The organism is Pseudomonas sp. FP2309, from assembly GCF_030687575.1.
Classification (GTDB): Bacteria; Pseudomonadota; Gammaproteobacteria; order Pseudomonadales; family Pseudomonadaceae; genus Aquipseudomonas.
The window spans coordinates 3,030,922-3,049,684 of record NZ_CP117439.1 but is presented as its reverse complement, the minus strand read 5'-3'; the positions used below and the strand labels follow the sequence as shown (position 1 = coordinate 3,049,684).

Sequence of the window (18,763 nt, the reverse complement as noted above, 5' to 3'; positions counted from 1 at the left end):
AATTAAAATGAAACACGAATGTCCTAAAGTGCCTGCCATTGCTGACGAAGGAAGAACCCGCGTGACCCGTGCCACTCGCAACCTGCGCAAGACCCTGGATTCCGTCGCGGAAAATAACGAAACCGCGGCGTTCGACCTGATGCGCGCCGTGGAAAAACTCGGCGATGAAGTGCTGCGTCAGCGCTTGCTCAATACCATCCACCGGCTCAACCAGGACGCCCACGAATTGCGCGAAGCGCGCGATTCCGTGGAGCAGGTGTCGGTCAGGCTCGCCTGAGCAAGATCATTCAAGACACACCCCTGATCCGGCTGGCATGCTTGTCGACTGTCTGTCGATGAGCCGTCTCCATGCCTGCTTCCTTACCGCATTACGCCTTCGCTCGCGGCGCCATCGCCGTTATTCCCTTGTCCCTGGCCTGTGCGCCCTGGGGGCTGCTCGCCGGCTCCATGGCCATCGATGCGCAATTTACTCCGCTGCAAGCCCAGGGTTTATCGGCGATCGTGTTTGCCGGCGCGGCGCAGTTGGTTGCCATCGGTATGGTCAAGAGCGGCGCGAGCCTGATCTCCATCGTGCTGACCACGTTGCTGCTGACCTCCCAGCATTTGCTGTACGGCATGCATTTGCGCCCGATTGTTTCGCCGCTCAAGACCCGCTGGCGCATGAGCCTGGGTTTTCTGCTCACCGACGAATTTTTCGCACTGGTCAGCCACTACGACCGTGAGACGTTCAATCGCTGGTACGCCCTGGGCGTGGGCCTGACGTTCTATATCGCCTGGAACCTCTTCACCCTCGCCGGCATCGTGCTGGGTAAAAGCATTCCGGGCCTCGATCAGTTGGGGCTGGAGTTTTCCATTGCCGCGACTTTCATCGCCTTGATCACTCCCGTGGTGCGCGATGTGCCGACGGTGGTTTGCGTCGCGGTAGCGCTGCTGTGTTCCGTGTGGCTGAGCTTCCTGCACTGGGAATCGGCGGTGGTGGTGTCCGGGGTCTTGGGCATGAGCGCAGGGTTTGCCTGCAAGCGACTGGGAGTAGGGCAGCGATGATTTACCTGATGATTGTGACCATGGGGCTGGTGGTATTTCTGAATCGTTACCTGTTTATCGAACCGCGTCTGCCGGTGCGTCTCAACCGTGGCGCGCGGGAGTTTCTGGGGTTTGCGGTGCCGGGCATGCTCACTGCGATTTGCGGGCCGATTATTTTCCTGGCTGACCACCGGCTCAACCTGAGCCCCGCCAACCCCTATTTGCTGGCTGGCGTCTGCGCCGTGGGGTTGATGTTCTGGACGCGCAATGTACTGCTCACCGTGCTGCTGAGCATGGCGTTGTTCTACCTGTTTCGCTGGTGGTTCTGACACGCAGACGAAAAAAAGCCTGCGGGAGAGCAGGCAGAAGGGAGACTTCTAAAAATGAGCCAGGCCACTATAAATGGCGGGTTCACTCTTCACAGTGAAACTATATTCATACGGCTCGGCGTTGAGTTCGCGCAGCGCTTGATCAGCATGGGCGGTGTCGGCTAATGGTAAAGTCGCGTTTTTTTCAAGGAAGCGATGGCATGCGGAACATGGTATTGGGTGCATTGGCACTGGCAGCACTGGCCGGTTGCGCGGGTTCGAAGATGAACGAAGCGCGCGCAGGCAGTCCTTATAAGACCCTGGCGTCGGACAAGGCGACCCTGGTGGTTGCCGAATGCATTCAGTTTGGCTGGCAGGACGAAAGTGTGTTCGGCGTCGACGCGGGTGGCTTCAAGGAGCCGAACGGCGCGGGGGGATTCACCGTTTACACCACGGGCGGGGACTACTTTGTCGACGTAAAAAGCGCCGGCGCCGGCGCGACCGTCAACTACTACGCGACTGAAGACAGCATGCCTGCCAAGCGCCGTTTGGCTGCGCTGGCAACCTGTCTGTAATCCGTTGCCTCAGTCATATTCGGAAACGCCCGGCAGGACAGCCACCGGGCGTTTCGCTTATTATTCACACCGCTCGCCCGAAGTGGTGGCTCTTTACCAGCACACGGACGTCGAGGCCGACGCCTCGGGCGAGCATCTTTTTTCTCTAGCGCGGCATGAACCCCAAATGCCAGCGACGGGGAATCTTCAGCGTCAATACCCCCAACAACCCTGCCAACACGCCACTGACCAGCAACGCCTTCAAGCCCATCTGCTGCTCCAGCAGTGCGCCGATCACCGCACCGACAAACATGCCGCCCCACGGAATCAACTGCACGCGCCAGCCGTTGCGGCGTTCACCGAGCATCCAGCGTCCCAAGCCACGCCCAAACCGTGACAGCGCCCCGGTGACGTAGGTCAGCCCCACCGGCAAACCATTGACCTCTTCTACTGCTGCATTGAGCATGCCCATCGCCGTGATGGCTGCCAGCAGCGCGGGCAGTGCATCGCCGAACGGCCACAATGCGCCCGCGCACAACAACGCCGCGATGCACAGCAGCAGCGGCAATGCATGGCGTCGACCGAAGCGACTCACCACCACCCCCAATGCGTTGCCCGCCACGAAGGTGGCGACCAGCAGCAACAGTCGCCCGGTCAGCCCGAGATCGCCCGCGCTGATCGCCACCGCCAGGCGCGTGGTGTTGCCGCTCATGAACGATACAAAGTCGCCGCTGGCCATAAAACCAATAGCATCGGTCATGCCCGCCAGCACCGACAGGCAGGCCACCAGGATCAATCCGACCCGACCGCGCCAGCGCTGTTGGTGGGCCAGTGCAGCATTGGCAAACGGCTTGTGAGACGAAGGCAGCATCGGGCCGGGCTCCTCAATGAGATTATCCGGCCACTACGGTAGGACGCTTTCAGTTCGCGCGCAATGACCTCAGACAGTGTCCAACTGCCAACCGAGGGGATTCCAACTGAGCACATGGGTGGGCCTGATCGCTCGCACAAACGCTTCATCATGGGACACCACCAACATCGCCGGTAAAGTCGCGGTTTAGGTCCTCCTGCAACAGAGCGCTATCGGCGAACTGAAAGTACAGGTGTTGCAGCGTGAGGGTGAAGGGAGACAAACCTAACCCGCCTCGGCGAGCTGTTCAAGGAACATGGCCAACGCCACCTCCTCGGCCTTGAGCCCCTTGCGCACCTTGGGCTTGGGCAATTTGGACAGTTGGCCCAGGCTGAAATGCTCGAGCACCGCCGGGTGGATATAGCACTTGCGGCACACGGCAGGAGTGTTGCCCAACTGTTTGGCGACGTCCTTGACCGTCGCGACAACGTGTCGCTTGGCATCCGATTCCGGCTGCCACTCCAGCTCGCGCAACACCGCCAATGCCAGCGCCGTACCGGCCCAGGTGCGGTAGTCCTTGGCGGTAAAGTCTGCGCCGGTGAGGCTGTGCAGGTAGGCGTTCACATCCTGCGAGCTGACGGTGTGGCGTTCACCGTTTTCGTCCAGATACTGAAACAGGTCTTGCCCCGGCAACTCCATACAGCGCTTGACCACCGTCGCCAGGCGTCGATCCCGCACGCTGAGCTGATGCTCTACGCCACTTTTGCCACGGAACTGGAACTTTATTTCGCTGCCCTTGACGCCCACATGGCGATTGCGCAGCGTGGTCAGTCCGTAGGATTTGTTGTCGCGGGCATATTGGGTATTGCCGACACGGATCAACGTGGCATCGAGCAGCATCACCACGGTGGCCAGGACCTTTTCACGGGTAAAACCGGGCGCGGCCAGTTGCGCTTCCAACCGTTTACGTAGCTTGGGCAGGGCTTGGCCGAAGGCTTGCAGGCGCGCGTACTTGTCGCTGTCACGCACTTCGCGCCAGCGCGCGTGGTAGCGGTATTGCTTGCGCCCACGGGCGTCACGGCCGGTGGCTTGCAGATGGCCACGCGGGTCGGCGCAGATCCACACATCGGTGTACGCCGGCGGCACGGCCAGGGCATTAAGACGCTTGATCTCTTCATCGTCGGTGATGCGTACACCCTTGGCATCGAAGTAGTGAAATTTGCCGCGCACTTTCTTGCGGCGAATGCCCGGTTGGGTGTCGTCAACGTAATGCAGGTCGCGGGGCAGGTCGGTCGGCAGGGTGGAGTCGGGCATGGGCGGGTTCCTTGGCATCAGATCAGGCCGGTATGTCTGATTGACCGCAGCGCTGTGCGCTCGTGCCAAATACTTAGGCCAGCACCGCCACGGCCTTGATCTGTGCCCACAGCTGCTGCCCTGGGTGCAGGTGCAACTGATCGCGCGAGTAGCGTGTGATGCGCGCCAGCAATGAGGTGCCATCGGCTTCCAGGCGCACCAGCACGTGAGCGCTGTTGTCCGCAGGCATTTGCTCGATCACGGTCACCGGCAGGCGGTTGAGGATGCTGCTGTGTTCTTCGGCTTGCAGGCTCAGGCTCACGTCGCGCGCCTGCACCTTGACCCGCAGCGATTTGCCCACGGCCAGCGGGGCATGGGCCACGCGCATCGGTAACACACTGCCCGGCAGTTGCAGGGTGAGCAATTGATAGTGCGCATCGTAGGCACTCACGGTGCCGTTGATCACCACGCCAGCGTCGTCGCGCCGGGCCAGGGGCAGGTCTAGCCGTGCCAGGGTTTCGCCGATGGGTCCGCTGGCCAGGGCCTTGCCTTCATTGAGCAGCACGATGTGATCGGCCAGGCGCGCCACTTCATCCTGAGCGTGGCTGACATACAGAACGGGTATGTCCAACTCGTCGTGCAGGCGCTCCAGGTAAGGCAGGATCTCGGCCTTGCGCTGGCTGTCGAGTGCGGCCAGTGGCTCATCCATCAGCAGCAAGCGCGGGCTGGTGAGCAACGCGCGGGCGATGCCGATGCGCTGGCGCTCGCCGCCTGAGAGGTGCAGCGGGTTGCGCTCGAGCAGATGAGCGATGCCCAGCAATTCGGCGGCCTGGGTCATGTCCACCCGACGTTGCTGGCGAGGGATGCGCTTGAGACCGAATTCCAGGTTGGCGCGCACGCACAGATGCGGGAACAGGCTGGCCTCCTGGAACACATAGCCCAGCGCCCGCTTATGCGGTGGCACGAAAAGCCCATTGCGGCTGTCTTGCCAGACGTCACCATTAACTTGGATAAAACCGTTGTCCGCGCGCTCCAGGCCGGCAATGCAACGCAGGCAGGTGGTTTTGCCGGAGCCGGAGTGCCCGTAAAGCGCCGTTACACCGCGTCCCGGCAGGTGCAGGTCCACATCCAGGGCAAAGCCCGAGTACTGGAGTTGCAGGCGCACATCGATCATCGACATCAGTTCCAGCCCACGTTGGTTTTACGGCTGGAGTACAGCGCCAGCAACACGATGAATGCGAACACCACCATGGCCCCCGCCAACCAATGGGCCTGGGCATATTCCATGGCTTCGACATGATCGTAAATCTGCACTGAGACCACGCGGGTCTTGTCCGGGATATTGCCGCCGATCATCAGCACTACGCCAAACTCACCGACGGTGTGGGCGAAACCGAGAATGGCTGCGGTGATAAAACCAGGGCGGGCCAGGGGCAGGATCACGCTGAAAAAGGTGTCCCATGGACTGGCGCGCAAGGTGGCGGCAACTTCCAGCGGGCGCGAGCCAATGGCGGAAAACGCGTTTTGCAAAGGCTGCACTACAAACGGCATGGAATAGATGACCGAGCCGATCACCAGCCCGCTGAAGCTGAAAGTGAGTGTGCCCAGGCCCAGCCACTGGGTGAACTGGCCGAAGAAGCCGTTGGGGCCCATGGTCAGCAGCAGGTAGAAACCGATCACCGTGGGCGGCAGCACCAACGGCAGGGCAACGATCGCACCAATGGGCCCACGCCAGCCTGAGCGCGTGCGCGACAACCACAGCGCAATGGGAGTGCCGATGACCAACAGGATCACCGTCGTCAGTGACGCCAGTTTGATGGTCAGCCAGATGGCGGAAAAATCGGCACTCGATAGCGGCATTTAGAGCTCGTAACCGTAGGACTTGATGATGGCCGCGGCTTTCGGACCTTTCAGGTAGTCGACCAGTGCCTTGGCAGCGGTGCTGTCTTTGCCTTTGTTGAGGATCACCGCGTCCTGTTTGATCGGGTCATGCAGGGCGGCCGGGACGATCCATGCCGAACCGCCGGTGACTTTGCCGTCTTTGTAGATCTGCGACAAGGCCACAAAACCCAGTTCGGCATTGCCGGTGGAGACAAACTGATAGGCCTGGGTGATGTTCTGGCCTTCGACGAGTTTGTCTTTGACCTGCTCGCTCAATCCTTCCTTTTCCAGCACTTGGGTCGCGGCCAAGCCATACGGCGCCGCTTTAGGGTTGGCGATGGACAGGTGCTTGAAGTCGTTCTTCTTCAGCACTTCGCCCTTGGCGTCTACGTAGCCTGCTTTGGCTGACCACAGCGCCAGGGTGCCGATGGCGTAAGTGAAGCGCGAGCCTTTGACGGCATCGCCTTCGTTTTCAAGTTTTTTCGCGGTGGTGTCATCGGCGCTGAGAAACACTTCGAACGGCGCGCCGTTTTTGATCTGGGTATAGAACTGCCCAGTCGCGCCGTAGGCGGCGATCAGTTTATGGCCGGTGTCTTTTTCGAAATCGGCGGCGATCGCCTGGATCGGCGCGGTGAAGTTGGCGGCTACCGCCACCTGGACTTCGTCGGCATGGGCCGAACCAAACGCGAACGCGGCGACCAGCACGGCCAGGCGTGAGGCGTGAATCATCATGAAGCAGCTCCTTGGTGTGCTCGGCGTGTCATGGGAGAAGGCTAACCGCTATGTAGGCGAATATATAGCGGTTGGCCATTGCCGGTACAGCGCGAAGTGGCCGCGGGTGCCTGGATCAGGTGAGTTTGGCCAGCGTTTGCTCGGCCAGCTCGCGCGTCAGGTCATAAGCGGTGATGTCTTTGCCCAGGCGCAGTGCCTGGCCCGACCACAGGTTACTGAAGCCTGCCTCGTCCTTTGCTTTAAGCGGCACCAGCGCACCGCCGGCGCGCGGAAACGCCGGGGCCGCCGGGTTGATCGGGCCCAATTCGCGCATCACGCGGTTGACGATGCCACGGGCCGGGCGGCCGGTGAACAGGTTGGTCAGCGCGGTTTCGCTGGCCTGGGCGTGGCGCAACGCGTAATGGTGGGCGGCAGTGACATTCGCTTCCGGGGTAAACAGGTACGCAGTACCGATCTGCACCGCCGAGGCACCGAGCGCGAATGCCGCGACAATCCCGCGCGCATCGCCGATCCCGCCGGCCGCAATCACCGGCACCTTCACCGCGTCGACGACCTGCGGCAACAGGGCGAACAGGCCGATCTGCGTGTTGAGGTCGTCGCTGAGAAACAGCCCGCGATGCCCACCGGCCTCGCTGCCCATGGCAATGATTGCGTCACAGCCGTGCTGTTCCAGCCAAATCGCCTCCTCTACCGTGGTGGCGGATGAAAGCACTTTGGCGCCTGTGGCTTTTACTCGGTCCAGCAAGCTTTGCTCCGGCAGCCCGAAATGGAAACTGACCACCTCTGGACGAAACGCTTCGACCACCTGGCAGGCGGCGTCATTGAACGGTGCGCGGTCGGTCACCGGCGTTGGCGCGGTAAAATCGGCGCCCAGTTGCTGGTAATAAGGCTCAAGCAATGCCTTCCAGCGCTGATCCCGCGCCTCATCCACTGGCGGCGGTTGGTGGCAGAAGAAGTTCACGTTGATAGGCCCCGTGCAGGCCTGGCGGATGGTGGCCAGCGCTTCACGCAGTTGCTCGGTGCTCAGCGCGGCGGCCGGCATCGACCCCAATGCGCCAGCCTGACTGGCCGCGATGACCATGGCGGTGGTGGTGCCAACGGCCATCGGCGCCTGGATGATCGGTACCTCGATACCGAGCAGGTCGAGAATGCGCGTGTCGGGCCAGGTGCTCATGGGTGTGTGTCTCCAGCGTTCGTCGGATTTTTCGCTGTTTTAGCAGGGCATCTGGCTCCCGGCCAGTCTGTTTTATTCACTGGACGACGCAGGTTTTTCGTGCGGCGTTAACGGTCGCGTTCACGCTCGAGCAATTGACGCTTGCGCTCGACGCCCCAGCGGTAACCCGAGATATCGCCATCGCTGCGTACCACGCGGTGGCAGGGGATAGCCACGGCCAGGCGGTTGGCGCCGCAGGCCTGGGCCACTGCGCGAAACGATGTGGGGGCGCCGATCTGCTCGGCAATCCGCGCGTAGCTGGCGGTGCTGCCCACGGGAATGTCTCGCAACGCCTGCCACACCCGTTCCTGGAACGCGGTGCCGCGCACGTCGAGGGGTAAGTCCAGGCCCAGGGCGGGGGCTTCGATAAACCCCACCACCTGTGCGATCAACTGTTCGAAGCGGCGATCGGCGCCCACCAATTCGGCCTTGGGGAATTGATCCTGCAGGTCACGCACCAGTGTGTCCGGTTCATCGCCCAGCAAAATTGCGCACACGCCGCGCGTGCTTTGCGCCACCAGAATTGCCCCCAATGAGCATTCACCGACCGCAAACAGGATCTGGTTATGGGTACCGCCGGCTTTGTAATCGCTGGGCTTCATGCCGAGCACGTGGTTGGCAGACGCGTAAAAGCGGCTATTGGAATTAAAGCCTGCGTCATACAGCGCATCCGTCACCGTATGTTGGCCTTTGAGCCCATCGCGCAATTTGCGTGAGCGGTGGGCGCTGGCGTAGGCCTTGGGGGTCAGGCCAGTGACGGCCTTGAAGACGCGGTGGAAGTGAAACGGACTCAGGCCTGCCTGGGCGGCCAGGGTGCCCAGATGGGGCGGGGTGTCAGCCTGCTCGATATATCGGCAGGCGTCGGCCACCCATTTGGCATGCTGCGCGGCGCGCTGGGTCTGGTCGCCGGCGGCGCGCCTGCTGGGGCGATAGCCTGCCGCTTCAGCCTGTGCCGGCGTGTCGAAAAATTCGATGTTTTCCGGGCGCGGCAAGCGTGAGGCGCTGCTGGGCCGGCCATACACGCCGGTGGTTTTAACGCCATAGACGAACAGCGTATCGGCCTTGGGGTCGCGGGCGACGATCGCCGCCCAGCGCGGGTCTTGTTCGGTAGTCATGGTGGGCACTCTTGACGGATCCTCAGCAGGTTAGCCGTGCCGTGGTCGTCTGGCACTCCGAAGCTTGCGGTCAAATCAGCCGGCGGTACGCAAGGTCAGGTTGATGCGTTGCGCGCCCATGATCGGATGCGTGCCTTCCTTGATCGGCATCACGCCGTGAAAGCGCAAGCGATCAACGCCGCCCCAGATCACCACGTCGCCGTGAAACAACGAAATTTTCTTCGCTTTGTCACTGCGCGCATGGCCACCGAACAGGAAAATCGCCGGCAACCCGAGGGACACCGATACCACCGGCGCGCTGTAATCGCGTTCGTTTTTATCCTGGTGCAGAGACATTTTTGCGCCGGGTACATAGCGATTGATCAGGCAGGCATCCGGGGCGAACTCGCGAAACCCTGCTTCAGCGGCCGCCTGTACGGCCAATTCGCGCAAGGCGTCGGGAAGGGCGGGCCAGGGGCGCTGATTGCGTGGGTCGAGCGGGCTGTAGCGGTAGCCCGTGGTGTCGGTGGTCCAGCCCAGCGCGCCGCAACTGCTCAATGCCGCCGACATGGTAAAGCCCCCCGGCGTGACCATTTGCCGAAACGGCGATTGAGCCAGCCCGCGGCGTAACTCGGGTAGAAGCCTTTCAATCCAGCGCAGGGCGTAGCCCCTTAGCACGTAGGATTGCTCGCCAATTTGCTCGCGTCCTGCAGGTTGTTGCAGGGCGTCATCGGCGAACAGGTCGGCGGTGGGGCCGGGCATGGTCTTACAGCGCCTTGCTCACGGTGATGTCAGTGATTTCATCGCTGGCATCGTGGATTTTTGCCAGGGCTTGCTTGGCTTCTTCCACGCTATGGGTCGTCAGTTGGGCGAACTCAAAGCGGCGTTCGCCGTTGAGCTTGTACTTGATCACGTATTTAGTAGTGGCAGTCACGGCTATGTCCTGTGGCGTATGCAAATCAGCTCAGCTTGGTGCTGGTGCGACGTACGATGCGAATCTTGTGGGACAGCGCGGGCTTGCGAGTGACGCTGATCGCGCGGCGCGTGACCACGTCAAGAGTGATGTTCCAGAAGCCCGTGCTCGGCGCGGTGATTTTGGCGGGGAATGTGTCGAACGCGCCGCCGTGGTAGGTGTGGCGACCGCCATTTTTGAAGCTGCGGAAATTCGCATCGCTCATCAGACGGATATTACAAGTCTGCGAGCATTCGATGACGACAATATCTCCCTCGTTGAGGTGCTCGCGCTGGTGGATAAATTTCATGAGGGTGTCTCCAGAAGGGCTTTTTCTGAAAAATCAGAACGATACGTAGGTTAAGATGGAGTTTATCAGCCCCAGCGCGTTTATTATCGACTCGTCTTCAGTCACGTCGACAATTTAAAACAGTTATTTACCGAGTTATCAGGGATAAATCCTACGTGGGCGGGAGAAAATTACCATCCCCGTGGTCGTAGGATCTTTATCGGAGGTTTTGTATGAAGTGGAGTGTGTTGGTGCTGGCCTTGGCGATCGGTGGGTGTGCTTCGGTTGCAGATATCAAGCAGACCCCGCCGACGCTCGCCGTCATTTCCGGGAAAAAACCCCAGGAATACGCCGCGTGCGTGGTACGCAAATTATCAGCTACTCGTCGCCCGCCGCAGATCGAACCGCATAAGGACGGTGTGCGTGTGATCGTGCCGCAGAAATTTTCAGCAGACCCGTCGGCCATTTTTGAAATTGAAGAGCGCTCCAGCGGCAGCAGTATCAAACTCTACGAGAGCATGTCCAACGTGCCGATCCGCCCGGCTGATGTGAAGAAGGCCGGGGAAGAATGCATTTCCGGCTGATGCCGCTGTGGAAAACCAGATATGAAGCGTGAACACGTCAAGACTCGTCATGGCGAAGGTGAAATCTCGGCCACCCATGTCATCCAGAACCCTGCTCATCTAGGCGAGTGGATTGTCTTTTTCAAGAAGAGCGGCGGGCGCAGTTATTTCCTGGTGGATGACCAGGATGAAGTCGAGTCGTTTGCCAGCCTTGACCAGTTGACCGAGCTCCTTCGGGAGCTGGGTATCAAGTTTGCCGAGATTCACTTGTAACGCAGGGTTACTTGCAGACCACCACGACACTGCGACTTTTAAAGTTGCCTACGTCCTGGCCCAGGGTTTTGTCGCTTTCCTTGAGTGCCGGGGTGCCTTCGGTGCCGACGATACGGTAGCCGGTACCCGCGCAGGAAGCGTCGGCCTTTTCGTAGCAACTGGCCCACGAGTTGGCCTCGCCCGAGCAGTCGATGGTCAGGCCTTGTTCGCCGTTTTTCAGGTAGACATCAGAGGTGGTGGTGCAGCCGGCAAGCGCCAGTACCGCAATCAGTGCCAGAAGTTTGTTCATGTAGGGTCGTCGTCAAGGGTGTGAAAGGGCGCTGACACTTGTCGTGGGGCGTTTTCGGAAGATTATAGCGAACTGCCATGTAGGTACAGACAAACACCAAAAAGCCCCTGAAATCGGGGCTTTTTGCGTGATGCTTTAAGGCTTACTTGGTCTTCGGCCGCTTGCTCGATGCGTGGCCTGCTTCATCCACAAACACTTCGGCGACGGCAATCGCCATGCTTTCGCTTTCGAAAACACCCGCAACGCTGTCCCCGTGGAAGTTGATCAGGTGCCAGCCGTCCGCTCGCTTGGTGATCAGGTAGCCGTTCACGCCTTTTGGTTCTGACATCTATTAACAATCTCGTGGTGTGGTTCAAGGGCCTAATGATAGCGCCAAATGTCGTGGGGCCGCGCAAGTTATTCCAGGTCAATGTTCCGGGCCGCAAAGCGTGTTAAAAGGGTTCTTGGTGGTTTCAGCAGTGGGAAGTCGACGTGTTTTACCGTGCCGTTAAGACACGGCTCGTAAGATCAGCGGAACTTACGTCGAGTTTTTTTCTCTATGATGACATCGCAACGCCAGTAGCCCACCCCATTGTAAGGTGGCTGCGGCCTGATTAGACTGCGCCGAATTCCGTACGCACAGCCCTTTGTAAGGACCCATATGATCAAGAAATGCTTGTTCCCAGCAGCCGGTTACGGCACTCGCTTCTTGCCAGCGACCAAGGCCATGCCCAAAGAAATGCTGCCGGTGGTGAACAAGCCACTGATTCAGTACGGCGTGGAAGAAGCACTGGATGCCGGTCTGAACGAAATCTCCATCGTCACCGGCCGCGGTAAGCGCGCGCTGGAAGACCACTTCGATATCAGCTATGAGCTGGAAAACCAGATCAAAGGCACCGACAAGGAAAAATACCTGGTCGGCATCCGCAAGCTGCTCGACGAGTGCTCGTTCTCATACACCCGCCAGACCCAGATGAAAGGCCTCGGCCATGCGATCCTGACCGGTCGCCCGCTTATCGGTGACGAACCGTTCGCCGTGGTGCTGGCGGATGACTTGTGTGTGAACCTGGAAGGCGACGGCGTACTGACTCAGATGGTCAAGCTGTATCAAAAGTACCGTTGCACCATCGTTGCCGTCCAAGAGGTTGATCCTCAAGAGACCAACAAGTACGGCGTGATTGCCGGCGACGACATTGGTGATGGCCTGATCCGTGTTCGTGACATGGTTGAAAAACCAGCGCCTGAAGATGCTCCGTCGAACCTGGCGATCATCGGTCGCTACATCCTGACGCCGGATATCTTCAAATTGATCGAAGAAACCGAGCCGGGCAAGGGCGGTGAAATCCAGATCACCGACGCGCTGCTCAAGCAAGCCAAAGACGGTTGCGTGATTGCCTATAAGTTCAAGGGCCGTCGCTTTGACTGCGGTGGTGCTGAAGGCTACATCGAAGCCACCAACTTCTGCTACGAGCACTTCTACAAAACTGGCAAGGCTTACTGATTCACGCCTGTCTGCCGCTAAAAAGCCACCTTCGGGTGGCTTTTTCGTTTTTCAGCACCCTGTAAGTCGGTATGCTGACGGCCTGCCGAGGAGAGTGAAATGGCCTACGATTTTGATCTATATGTAATTGGTGCCGGTTCCGGCGGTGTTCGCGCGGCGCGCTTCGCGGCGGGCTTTGGTGCCAAGGTGGCCGTGGCAGAAAGCCGCTACCTGGGCGGTACCTGCGTGAACGTGGGGTGCGTACCCAAGAAACTGTTGGTGTATGGCGCACATTTTGCCGAAGACTTCGAGCAGGCCAGCGGCTTTGGCTGGTCGCTGAGCGAAGCACACTTTGATTGGGCCACGCTGATCGCCAACAAAGACCGCGAGATCAATCGCCTCAACGGTATCTACCGCAACCTGCTGGTCAATAGCGGCGTGACCCTGCATGAGGGGCATGCGCGTCTGGTGGATGCGCATCAGGTGGAGATCAATGGCGAGCGCTTCACCGCCAGGCACGTCCTGGTCGCTGTGGGTGGCTGGCCACAGATTCCCGAGATTCCAGGGCATGAGCACGCTATAGGGTCTAACGAAGCGTTCTTCCTTAAAGAGCTGCCCAAGCGCGTATTGGTGGTGGGTGGCGGTTATATCGCGGTGGAATTCGCCGGTATTTTCCAAGGCCTGGGCGCCCGGACCTCGCTCTTGTATCGCGGTGATCTGTTCTTGCGTGGTTTTGATGGTGCGGTGCGCAAGCATCTGCAGGAAGAGCTGACCAAGCGCGGCCTGGACCTGCAGTTCAACGCCGATATCGCCCGCATTGACAAGAGCGCTGACGGCAGTCTCAAGGCCACCTTGAAAGACGGCCGTGTACTGGAAACCGATTGCGTGTTCTACGCCACGGGGCGCCGTCCGATGCTGGATAACCTTGGGTTGGAGAACACTGGCGTCAAATTGGACGAGCGCGGGTTTATCCAGGTCAATGATCACTACGAAACCAGCGAGCCGTCGATCCTGGCGATTGGTGATGTGATCGGCCGGGTACAACTGACACCGGTGGCGCTCGCCGAAGGCATGGCCGTGGCGCGTCGCCTGTTCAAGCCTGAGCAATACCGTCCGGTGGATTACGCGATGATCCCGACGGCCGTGTTCAGCCTGCCGAATATCGGCACGGTAGGGCTCACGGAGGAAGACGCGAAGAAGAACGGCCATAACGTGCTGATCTTCGAAAGCCGCTTCCGGCCGATGAAGCTGACGCTGACCGATTGCCAGGAAAAGACCCTGATGAAACTGGTGGTCGACGCCGACACCGATAAAGTGCTGGGCTGCCACATGGTGGGGCCGGACGCCGGTGAAATCATCCAGGGCCTGGCGATCGCGCTCAAGGCGGGGGCGACCAAGCGGCATTTCGATGAAACCATCGGCGTGCACCCAACGGCGGCGGAAGAATTCGTCACCCTGCGCACGCCTGTGGCCGACTGATCAGGCGTGCGGTGTTGCCTCTGGCGCTGTCGCAATGGCGGCTGCCAGGCGCAATGCCTCGATACTCGCCTGGGCCTTTACCAGGTCCAATTCGAGCGTTTTGTTGGTGTGTTGTTGCTCGGCCAGCGCCTGGTGGCGTGATTCGCTTTCCAGCAGTGCGACACGCAGGCGTTCCTGAAGCAGGGTGCGCTCGCTGTCGATCTGATTCACTTGCTCGCTCAGTTTCAGTTGCTGGGCCTGGCCTTTGCGGGTTTCTCCCTGCAGTGCGGCCAACTCCTTTGTGGTCACGCGTTGCTCGATCAGCAACCGCTCATTGTCGCGATGCAGTTGGGTGATCTCGTCCTGGCGCACCATGGCGCTTTGTTGGGCCTGGCGTAACTCGGCCTGCATCTGCTGCAACTGACCTTCGTGGCGTCGCTGTTCTTGCTCGCGCTGGTCCTTGATTGCGTTGCGGTAGTGCTCCAGCGCCTCGCGGGCATGCAGGTGCTTCTCTTCCAGCGAGCGAATCTGCTCATCCTTGTCGTTAATGCGTAATTCGTAATCACTGCACGCCTGGCTGAGCCCCGCGTTACGGGTTTGTTCGGTTTGCAGGCTGGTGCTGGCGGTTTGCAGTGCCGCGCTTTCCTCTGCCAGTGCAGCGGCCTGAATATCAAATTGTTGCTTGAGCTGACCGTGGGCCTCCTCAAGCGACGCCAGCTGAGCGAGCAGGGCGGCTTTTTGCTGCTCGAACTGGGCCAGGGCCAGATCAATCGGTTCTTGCGCTTTCTCCTTCAAGCGCTGGGCCAGTCGCGCCACCAGCTCACCCAGCTCATCGTCGATTGGCGCCTCGGTGATGGTCAGGCGGGTTTCGCTGTCGTCCAACTCCTTTAAGTAACGATGAATTGTGGTTTTCGAGCCGGTATTGCCCATCTCGATGCGCACGGCATCGATGCTGGGGTTTTCGCCGCGGGCAAGGATCGCCAGGCGTGCCGTTTGAACTACTGCTTTGTTTATGCCGCCGCGAGCCATGGGGTCTCCGTCGATTTAGTACTGTGGTATGTAGTATGTATATACGTACTATAACATGAATAAAAAGCTGTTTGAATTCATGGTTTAACAGACGGGATATTGGCGTATTATCTCGTGTGATCTGCGTTCTGAACGCATGTATACCTGCCAGCAGTACGAATAGGCCTCCCATGAGCGATCTGGATCGTTACCTCAACGCCGCCACCCGCGATAACACGCGCCGCAGCTATCGTGCGGCCATCGAGCATTTTGAAGTGAGTTGGGGTGGGTTCCTGCCCGCCACCAGTGACAGCGTCGCGCGCTATCTGGTGGCGCATGCTGGTGTGTTGGCGGTCAATACGTTGAAGCTGCGGCTCTCGGCATTAGCGCAGTGGCATACCAGTCAGGGCTTTCCTGACCCGACCAAAGCGCCGGTGGTGCGCAAGGTGCTCAAAGGCATTCGCGCCGTGCATCCGGCCCAGGAGAAACAAGCCGAGCCGTTGCAACTCCAGCACCTGGAGCAGGTGGTGGCGTCGCTGGACGCAGAAGCTTGCGCGGCCATCCAGGCACAGGATCAACCTCTGCTGCTGCGCGCCAAGCGCGACACCGCGTTAATCCTGCTCGGCTTCTGGCGCGGTTTTCGCAGTGATGAATTGTGCCGATTACGCATCGAGCATGTGCAGGCCACGCCGGGTGCCGGAATCAGCGTCTACCTGCCGCGCAGCAAAAGTGACCGTGACAACCTCGGCAAGACTTATCACACCCCGGCGCTGTTGCGCCTTTGCCCCGTGCAGGCCTACAGCGAATGGCTCAGCGTTGCCGCGCTGGTGCGCGGCCCGGTGTTCCGTGGCATTGACCGCTGGGGCAATCTGGCAGAGGAGGGCTTGCACCCCAACAGTGTGATCCCGCTGTTGCGCCAGGCACTTGAGCGCGCGGGCATCGCCGCTGAGCAATACACCAGCCATTCCTTGCGCCGGGGCTTCGCCACCTGGGCCCATCGCAATGGCTGGGATTTGAAGTCGCTGATGAGTTACGTCGGCTGGAGCGACATGAAATCGGCCATGCGCTATGTTGAAGCGACGCCTTTTCTGGGCATGACCCTGGCTACCCAGCCACTGCTTTGAGATTTCTTCTATTAATACAGTCAGCTGATAGGGAAAACCAATCGTGAGCATCAGGTTTGCCAATGAGCCATCGCCGGAAAGAGTGGGTAGCATTCACTTCATCAACTTAACGCCCTCTTACAAACCCTGACGGAGAGTCAACGATGCCTATCATCAACAGCCAAGTAAAACCGTTCAAAGCCACCGCATTCAAAAACGGCAGCTTCGTAGATGTGTCCGACGCTGACCTGAAAGGCAAATGGTCGGTCGTGTTCTTCTACCCAGCCGACTTCACCTTCGTTTGCCCGACAGAACTGGAAGACCTGGCTGACAACTACGCCGAGTTCCAGAAACTGGGTGTCGAAATCTACAGCGTTTCCACTGACACTCACTTTGCTCACGCTGCCTGGCACAACACCTCGCCAGCCATCGGCAAGATCCAGTACACCATGATCGGCGACCCGACCCTGACCATCTCCCGCAACTTCGACGTGCTGATCGAAGAAGCTGGCCTGGCCGACCGCGGCACCTTCGTGATCAACCCTGAAGGTCAGATCAAGATCGTTGAGCTGAACGACGGCGGTGTAGGCCGCGACGCTTCCGAGCTGTTGCGCAAAATCAAGGCCGCTCAGTACGTTGCAGCCCACCCGGGCGAAGTGTGCCCAGCCAAGTGGAAAGAAGGCGAGGCCACCCTGGCACCGTCTCTGGACCTGGTCGGCAAGATCTAAGTCTGTGAAATACCCAGGGCGGGATTCCGCACCTAAGTAAGCTGCATCCGCCCTCAAAACGCCCGGGCGAGATTCGCTCGGGCGTTTTTTTGTCTGCAATAAACCGAATTAATAGGAAATCGCCCGTATGTTGGACGCCAATCTTAAAGCTCAGTTGAAGTCATACCTGGAACGGGTCACCCAGCCGATTGAGATCGTCGCCTCCCTCGATGACGGCGCGAAATCCCAGGAAATGCTCGCTCTTCTGCAGGACGTTGTCAGCCTCACCACGCTGATTGCCCTGAAAACCGACGGTGACGATGCGCGCAAGCCGTCGTTCTCCATCAACCGCCCGGGTGCCGACATCAGCCTGCGTTTCGCCGGCATCCCGATGGGTCATGAATTCACTTCGTTGGTGCTGGCCCTGCTGCAAGTCGGTGGCCACCCGTCGAAGGCCAGTGTCGAAGTGATTGAACAGATCCGCGCCCTCAAAGGCGAGTTCAGCTTCGAGACATACTTCTCGCTGTCGTGCCAGAACTGCCCGGACGTGGTCCAGGCGCTCAACTTGATGGCGGTGCTCAACCCGAACATCCGCCACGTCGCGATCGATGGTGCACTGTTTCAGGCAGAAGTCGATGAGCGCCAGATCATGGCGGTACCGAGCGTGTACCTCAACGGTGTGAACTTCGGTCAGGGCCGCATGGGCCTGGAAGAAATCCTCGCCAAGCTCGACACCAGCGGTATTGAAAAGGCCGCCGAGAAAATCAGCGCCAAAGACGCGTTTGATGTACTGGTTGTGGGTGGCGGACCTGCTGGTTCTTCGGCTGCGATCTATGCCGCACGTAAAGGCATCCGCACCGGCGTTGCCGCCGAGCGCTTCGGCGGGCAGGTGCTGGACACCATGTCCATCGAGAACTTCATCTCGGTGCAGGAAACCGAAGGGCCGAAACTGGCCAGTGCGCTGGAAGCCCATGTGCGTCAATACGACGTGGACATCATGAATCTGCAGCGTGCCAGCAGCCTGGTACCGGCAAAAAATCCCGGTGAGTTGCACGAAATTCGCTTCGAAAGCGGCGCTATGCTCAAGTCCAAGACCGTAATCCTCGCCACCGGCGCCCGCTGGCGCGAAATGGGTGTGCCGGGTGAGCAGGAATACAAAGCCAAGGGCGTGTGCTTCTGCCCGCACTGCGACGGCCCGTTGTTCAAAGGCAAGCGCGTGGCGGTGATCGGTGGCGGTAACTCCGGCGTGGAAGCGGCCATCGACCTGGCCGGTATCGTCAGCCACGTGACCCTGCTTGAGTTCGACAGCAAACTGCGCGCCGACGCCGTATTGCAACGCAAGCTGCACAGCCTGCCCAACGTGGACGTCATCACCAGCGCGCTGACCAGCGAAGTTAAAGGTGACGGTCAGAAAGTCACCGGCCTGGCGTACAAGGACCGCGATAGCGGTGAGTTCAAGACGATCGACCTGGAAGGGATCTTCGTGCAGATCGGCTTGCTGCCCAACACCGACTGGCTCAAAGGCACGGTAGAGCTGACACCGCGCGGCGAGATTATTGTCGATGCCCGTGGCGAAACATCACTGCCCGGTGTATTCGCGGCCGGTGATGTCACGACGGTGCCGTACAAGCAGATCGTGATTGCAGTAGGTGAGGGCGCCAAGGCCTCCCTGAGCGCGTTCGATCATCTGATCCGCACGTCTGCGCCGGCGTAA

At 59.8% G+C, this 18,763-nt stretch carries 24 protein-coding genes; 11 read left to right on the top strand and 13 right to left on the bottom strand.

The window, feature by feature from the left end; genetic code table 11:
* Window positions 1–61: 61 nt before the first annotated feature.
* The 4 genes from PSH59_RS13885 to PSH59_RS13870 all read left to right on the top strand — a co-directional run bounded on the left by PSH59_RS13885 (window position 62) and on the right by PSH59_RS13870 (window position 1,906).
* Window positions 62–277: a hypothetical protein gene (locus tag PSH59_RS13885; RefSeq protein WP_025856028.1), complete on the top strand. Its 216-nt coding sequence runs from the start codon at window positions 62–64 to the stop codon at window positions 275–277.
* 71 nt (window positions 278–348) lie between these two features.
* On the top strand, window positions 349–1,044 hold the full coding sequence (locus tag PSH59_RS13880; RefSeq protein WP_248080971.1) for an AzlC family ABC transporter permease: 696 nt from the start codon (window positions 349–351) through the stop codon (window positions 1,042–1,044).
* On the top strand, window positions 1,041–1,352 hold the full coding sequence (locus PSH59_RS13875) for an AzlD domain-containing protein (RefSeq protein ID WP_305392927.1): 312 nt from the start codon (window positions 1,041–1,043) through the stop codon (window positions 1,350–1,352). The genes PSH59_RS13880 and PSH59_RS13875 overlap by 4 nt, the downstream gene beginning before the upstream one ends.
* Before the next feature lie 200 nt (window positions 1,353–1,552).
* Entirely contained in the window at window positions 1,553–1,906 is a 354-nt protein-coding gene (locus PSH59_RS13870) for a hypothetical protein (protein WP_248080977.1), read from the top strand.
* Between the two features lie 145 nt (window positions 1,907–2,051).
* Here PSH59_RS13870 and PSH59_RS13865 read toward each other — a convergent pair whose 3' ends face one another.
* The 10 genes from PSH59_RS13865 to PSH59_RS13820 form a co-directional block, all read right to left on the bottom strand.
* Window positions 2,052–2,756, bottom strand: a complete 705-nt coding sequence (locus PSH59_RS13865; RefSeq protein ID WP_248080979.1) for a YoaK family protein — start codon at window positions 2,754–2,756, stop codon at window positions 2,052–2,054.
* 264 nt (window positions 2,757–3,020) lie between these two features.
* A complete protein-coding gene (locus PSH59_RS13860) occupies window positions 3,021–4,049 on the bottom strand; it encodes a DNA topoisomerase IB (RefSeq protein ID WP_248080981.1) in 1,029 nt (342 codons plus the stop codon).
* Window positions 4,050–4,122: 73 nt separating this feature from the next.
* Complete coding sequence (modC, locus tag PSH59_RS13855) at window positions 4,123–5,202, bottom strand: molybdenum ABC transporter ATP-binding protein (protein ID WP_305395299.1); 1,080 nt, start codon at window positions 5,200–5,202, stop codon at window positions 4,123–4,125.
* A gap of 5 nt (window positions 5,203–5,207) precedes the next feature.
* On the bottom strand, window positions 5,208–5,888 hold the full coding sequence (gene modB, locus PSH59_RS13850; RefSeq protein ID WP_248080983.1) for a molybdate ABC transporter permease subunit: 681 nt from the start codon (window positions 5,886–5,888) through the stop codon (window positions 5,208–5,210).
* Window positions 5,889–6,641, bottom strand: a complete 753-nt coding sequence (gene modA / locus PSH59_RS13845) for a molybdate ABC transporter substrate-binding protein (RefSeq protein WP_248080985.1) — start codon at window positions 6,639–6,641, stop codon at window positions 5,889–5,891.
* Window positions 6,642–6,756: 115 nt separating this feature from the next.
* Window positions 6,757–7,815 carry a nitronate monooxygenase family protein gene (locus PSH59_RS13840; protein WP_248080987.1) on the bottom strand — a complete coding sequence of 353 codons (1,059 nt, stop codon included), beginning with the start codon at window positions 7,813–7,815 and terminating at the stop codon, window positions 6,757–6,759.
* 107 nt (window positions 7,816–7,922) lie between these two features.
* Entirely contained in the window at window positions 7,923–8,969 is a 1,047-nt protein-coding gene (gene ada, locus PSH59_RS13835; protein ID WP_305392926.1) for a bifunctional DNA-binding transcriptional regulator/O6-methylguanine-DNA methyltransferase Ada, read from the bottom strand.
* A 75-nt stretch (window positions 8,970–9,044) separates the two neighbouring features.
* Entirely contained in the window at window positions 9,045–9,710 is a 666-nt protein-coding gene (gene alkB / locus PSH59_RS13830) for a DNA oxidative demethylase AlkB (protein WP_305392925.1), read from the bottom strand.
* 4 nt (window positions 9,711–9,714) lie between these two features.
* Window positions 9,715–9,882 carry a hypothetical protein gene (locus PSH59_RS13825; RefSeq protein WP_248080993.1) on the bottom strand — a complete coding sequence of 56 codons (168 nt, stop codon included), beginning with the start codon at window positions 9,880–9,882 and terminating at the stop codon, window positions 9,715–9,717.
* 25 nt (window positions 9,883–9,907) lie between these two features.
* The gene (locus PSH59_RS13820) at window positions 9,908–10,210 is read right to left on the bottom strand and encodes a DUF1883 domain-containing protein (RefSeq protein ID WP_027606593.1); all 303 of its coding nucleotides are present in this window, start codon (window positions 10,208–10,210) and stop codon (window positions 9,908–9,910) included.
* Between the two features lie 212 nt (window positions 10,211–10,422).
* Between PSH59_RS13820 and PSH59_RS13815 the strand changes: the two genes are divergently transcribed.
* Together PSH59_RS13815 and PSH59_RS13810 are read left to right on the top strand one after the other, a co-directional pair.
* Window positions 10,423–10,773: a hypothetical protein gene (locus PSH59_RS13815; protein ID WP_248080996.1), complete on the top strand. Its 351-nt coding sequence runs from the start codon at window positions 10,423–10,425 to the stop codon at window positions 10,771–10,773.
* Window positions 10,774–10,794: 21 nt separating this feature from the next.
* Window positions 10,795–11,025, top strand: coding sequence for a hypothetical protein (locus PSH59_RS13810; protein ID WP_248080998.1), 231 nt, complete (start codon window positions 10,795–10,797; stop codon window positions 11,023–11,025).
* A 7-nt stretch (window positions 11,026–11,032) separates the two neighbouring features.
* Here the strand turns inward: PSH59_RS13810 and PSH59_RS13805 are convergent, their stop codons facing one another.
* Together PSH59_RS13805 and PSH59_RS13800 are read right to left on the bottom strand one after the other, a co-directional pair.
* Window positions 11,033–11,314, bottom strand: a complete 282-nt coding sequence (locus PSH59_RS13805; RefSeq protein WP_248081001.1) for a hypothetical protein — start codon at window positions 11,312–11,314, stop codon at window positions 11,033–11,035.
* A 142-nt stretch (window positions 11,315–11,456) separates the two neighbouring features.
* Window positions 11,457–11,642, bottom strand: a complete 186-nt coding sequence (locus PSH59_RS13800) for a hypothetical protein (protein WP_034127495.1) — start codon at window positions 11,640–11,642, stop codon at window positions 11,457–11,459.
* Between the two features lie 312 nt (window positions 11,643–11,954).
* Between PSH59_RS13800 and galU the strand changes: the two genes are divergently transcribed.
* Both galU and gorA read left to right on the top strand, forming a co-directional pair.
* Window positions 11,955–12,794, top strand: coding sequence for a UTP--glucose-1-phosphate uridylyltransferase GalU (gene galU, locus PSH59_RS13795; protein WP_003212579.1), 840 nt, complete (start codon window positions 11,955–11,957; stop codon window positions 12,792–12,794).
* A 99-nt stretch (window positions 12,795–12,893) separates the two neighbouring features.
* Window positions 12,894–14,252 carry a glutathione-disulfide reductase gene (gene gorA / locus PSH59_RS13790; RefSeq protein WP_305392924.1) on the top strand — a complete coding sequence of 453 codons (1,359 nt, stop codon included), beginning with the start codon at window positions 12,894–12,896 and terminating at the stop codon, window positions 14,250–14,252.
* Here the strand turns inward: gorA and PSH59_RS13785 are convergent, their stop codons facing one another.
* A complete protein-coding gene (locus tag PSH59_RS13785) occupies window positions 14,253–15,260 on the bottom strand; it encodes a DNA-binding protein (RefSeq protein ID WP_305392923.1) in 1,008 nt (335 codons plus the stop codon). It lies immediately after the preceding gene.
* A gap of 170 nt (window positions 15,261–15,430) precedes the next feature.
* Here PSH59_RS13785 and PSH59_RS13780 point away from each other — a divergent pair, with 170 nt between their 5' ends.
* The 3 genes from PSH59_RS13780 (at window position 15,431) to ahpF (ending at window position 18,763) form a co-directional block, all read left to right on the top strand.
* Window positions 15,431–16,363, top strand: coding sequence for a site-specific integrase (locus PSH59_RS13780; protein WP_248081008.1), 933 nt, complete (start codon window positions 15,431–15,433; stop codon window positions 16,361–16,363).
* Window positions 16,364–16,506: 143 nt separating this feature from the next.
* Complete coding sequence (gene ahpC, locus PSH59_RS13775; protein WP_034119642.1) at window positions 16,507–17,070, top strand: alkyl hydroperoxide reductase subunit C; 564 nt, start codon at window positions 16,507–16,509, stop codon at window positions 17,068–17,070.
* Between the two features lie 127 nt (window positions 17,071–17,197).
* On the top strand, window positions 17,198–18,763 hold the full coding sequence (gene ahpF, locus PSH59_RS13770; RefSeq protein ID WP_305392922.1) for an alkyl hydroperoxide reductase subunit F: 1,566 nt from the start codon (window positions 17,198–17,200) through the stop codon (window positions 18,761–18,763).

Bases quoted from the DNA above. Each gene is read 5' to 3' on its own strand.
- PSH59_RS13880 (WP_248080971.1), top strand. From the start codon at position 349: ATGCCTGCTTCCTTACCGCATTACGCCTTCGCTCGCGGCGCCATCGCC.
- PSH59_RS13875 (WP_305392927.1), top strand. From the start codon at position 1,041: ATGATTTACCTGATGATTGTGACCATGGGGCTGGTGGTATTTCTGAAT.
- PSH59_RS13870 (WP_248080977.1), top strand. From the start codon at position 1,553: ATGCGGAACATGGTATTGGGTGCATTGGCACTGGCAGCACTGGCCGGT.
- PSH59_RS13865 (WP_248080979.1), bottom strand. From the start codon at position 2,756: ATGCTGCCTTCGTCTCACAAGCCGTTTGCCAATGCTGCACTGGCCCAC.
- PSH59_RS13860 (WP_248080981.1), bottom strand. From the start codon at position 4,049: ATGCCCGACTCCACCCTGCCGACCGACCTGCCCCGCGACCTGCATTAC.
- modC (WP_305395299.1), bottom strand. From the start codon at position 5,202: ATGATCGATGTGCGCCTGCAACTCCAGTACTCGGGCTTTGCCCTGGAT.
- modB (WP_248080983.1), bottom strand. From the start codon at position 5,888: ATGCCGCTATCGAGTGCCGATTTTTCCGCCATCTGGCTGACCATCAAA.
- modA (WP_248080985.1), bottom strand. From the start codon at position 6,641: ATGATGATTCACGCCTCACGCCTGGCCGTGCTGGTCGCCGCGTTCGCG.
- PSH59_RS13840 (WP_248080987.1), bottom strand. From the start codon at position 7,815: ATGAGCACCTGGCCCGACACGCGCATTCTCGACCTGCTCGGTATCGAG.
- ada (WP_305392926.1), bottom strand. From the start codon at position 8,969: ATGACTACCGAACAAGACCCGCGCTGGGCGGCGATCGTCGCCCGCGAC.
- alkB (WP_305392925.1), bottom strand. From the start codon at position 9,710: ATGCCCGGCCCCACCGCCGACCTGTTCGCCGATGACGCCCTGCAACAA.
- PSH59_RS13820 (WP_027606593.1), bottom strand. From the start codon at position 10,210: ATGAAATTTATCCACCAGCGCGAGCACCTCAACGAGGGAGATATTGTC.
- PSH59_RS13815 (WP_248080996.1), top strand. From the start codon at position 10,423: ATGAAGTGGAGTGTGTTGGTGCTGGCCTTGGCGATCGGTGGGTGTGCT.
- PSH59_RS13810 (WP_248080998.1), top strand. From the start codon at position 10,795: ATGAAGCGTGAACACGTCAAGACTCGTCATGGCGAAGGTGAAATCTCG.
- PSH59_RS13805 (WP_248081001.1), bottom strand. From the start codon at position 11,314: ATGAACAAACTTCTGGCACTGATTGCGGTACTGGCGCTTGCCGGCTGC.
- PSH59_RS13800 (WP_034127495.1), bottom strand. From the start codon at position 11,642: ATGTCAGAACCAAAAGGCGTGAACGGCTACCTGATCACCAAGCGAGCG.
- galU (WP_003212579.1), top strand. From the start codon at position 11,955: ATGATCAAGAAATGCTTGTTCCCAGCAGCCGGTTACGGCACTCGCTTC.
- gorA (WP_305392924.1), top strand. From the start codon at position 12,894: ATGGCCTACGATTTTGATCTATATGTAATTGGTGCCGGTTCCGGCGGT.
- PSH59_RS13785 (WP_305392923.1), bottom strand. From the start codon at position 15,260: ATGGCTCGCGGCGGCATAAACAAAGCAGTAGTTCAAACGGCACGCCTG.
- PSH59_RS13780 (WP_248081008.1), top strand. From the start codon at position 15,431: ATGAGCGATCTGGATCGTTACCTCAACGCCGCCACCCGCGATAACACG.
- ahpC (WP_034119642.1), top strand. From the start codon at position 16,507: ATGCCTATCATCAACAGCCAAGTAAAACCGTTCAAAGCCACCGCATTC.
- ahpF (WP_305392922.1), top strand. From the start codon at position 17,198: ATGTTGGACGCCAATCTTAAAGCTCAGTTGAAGTCATACCTGGAACGG.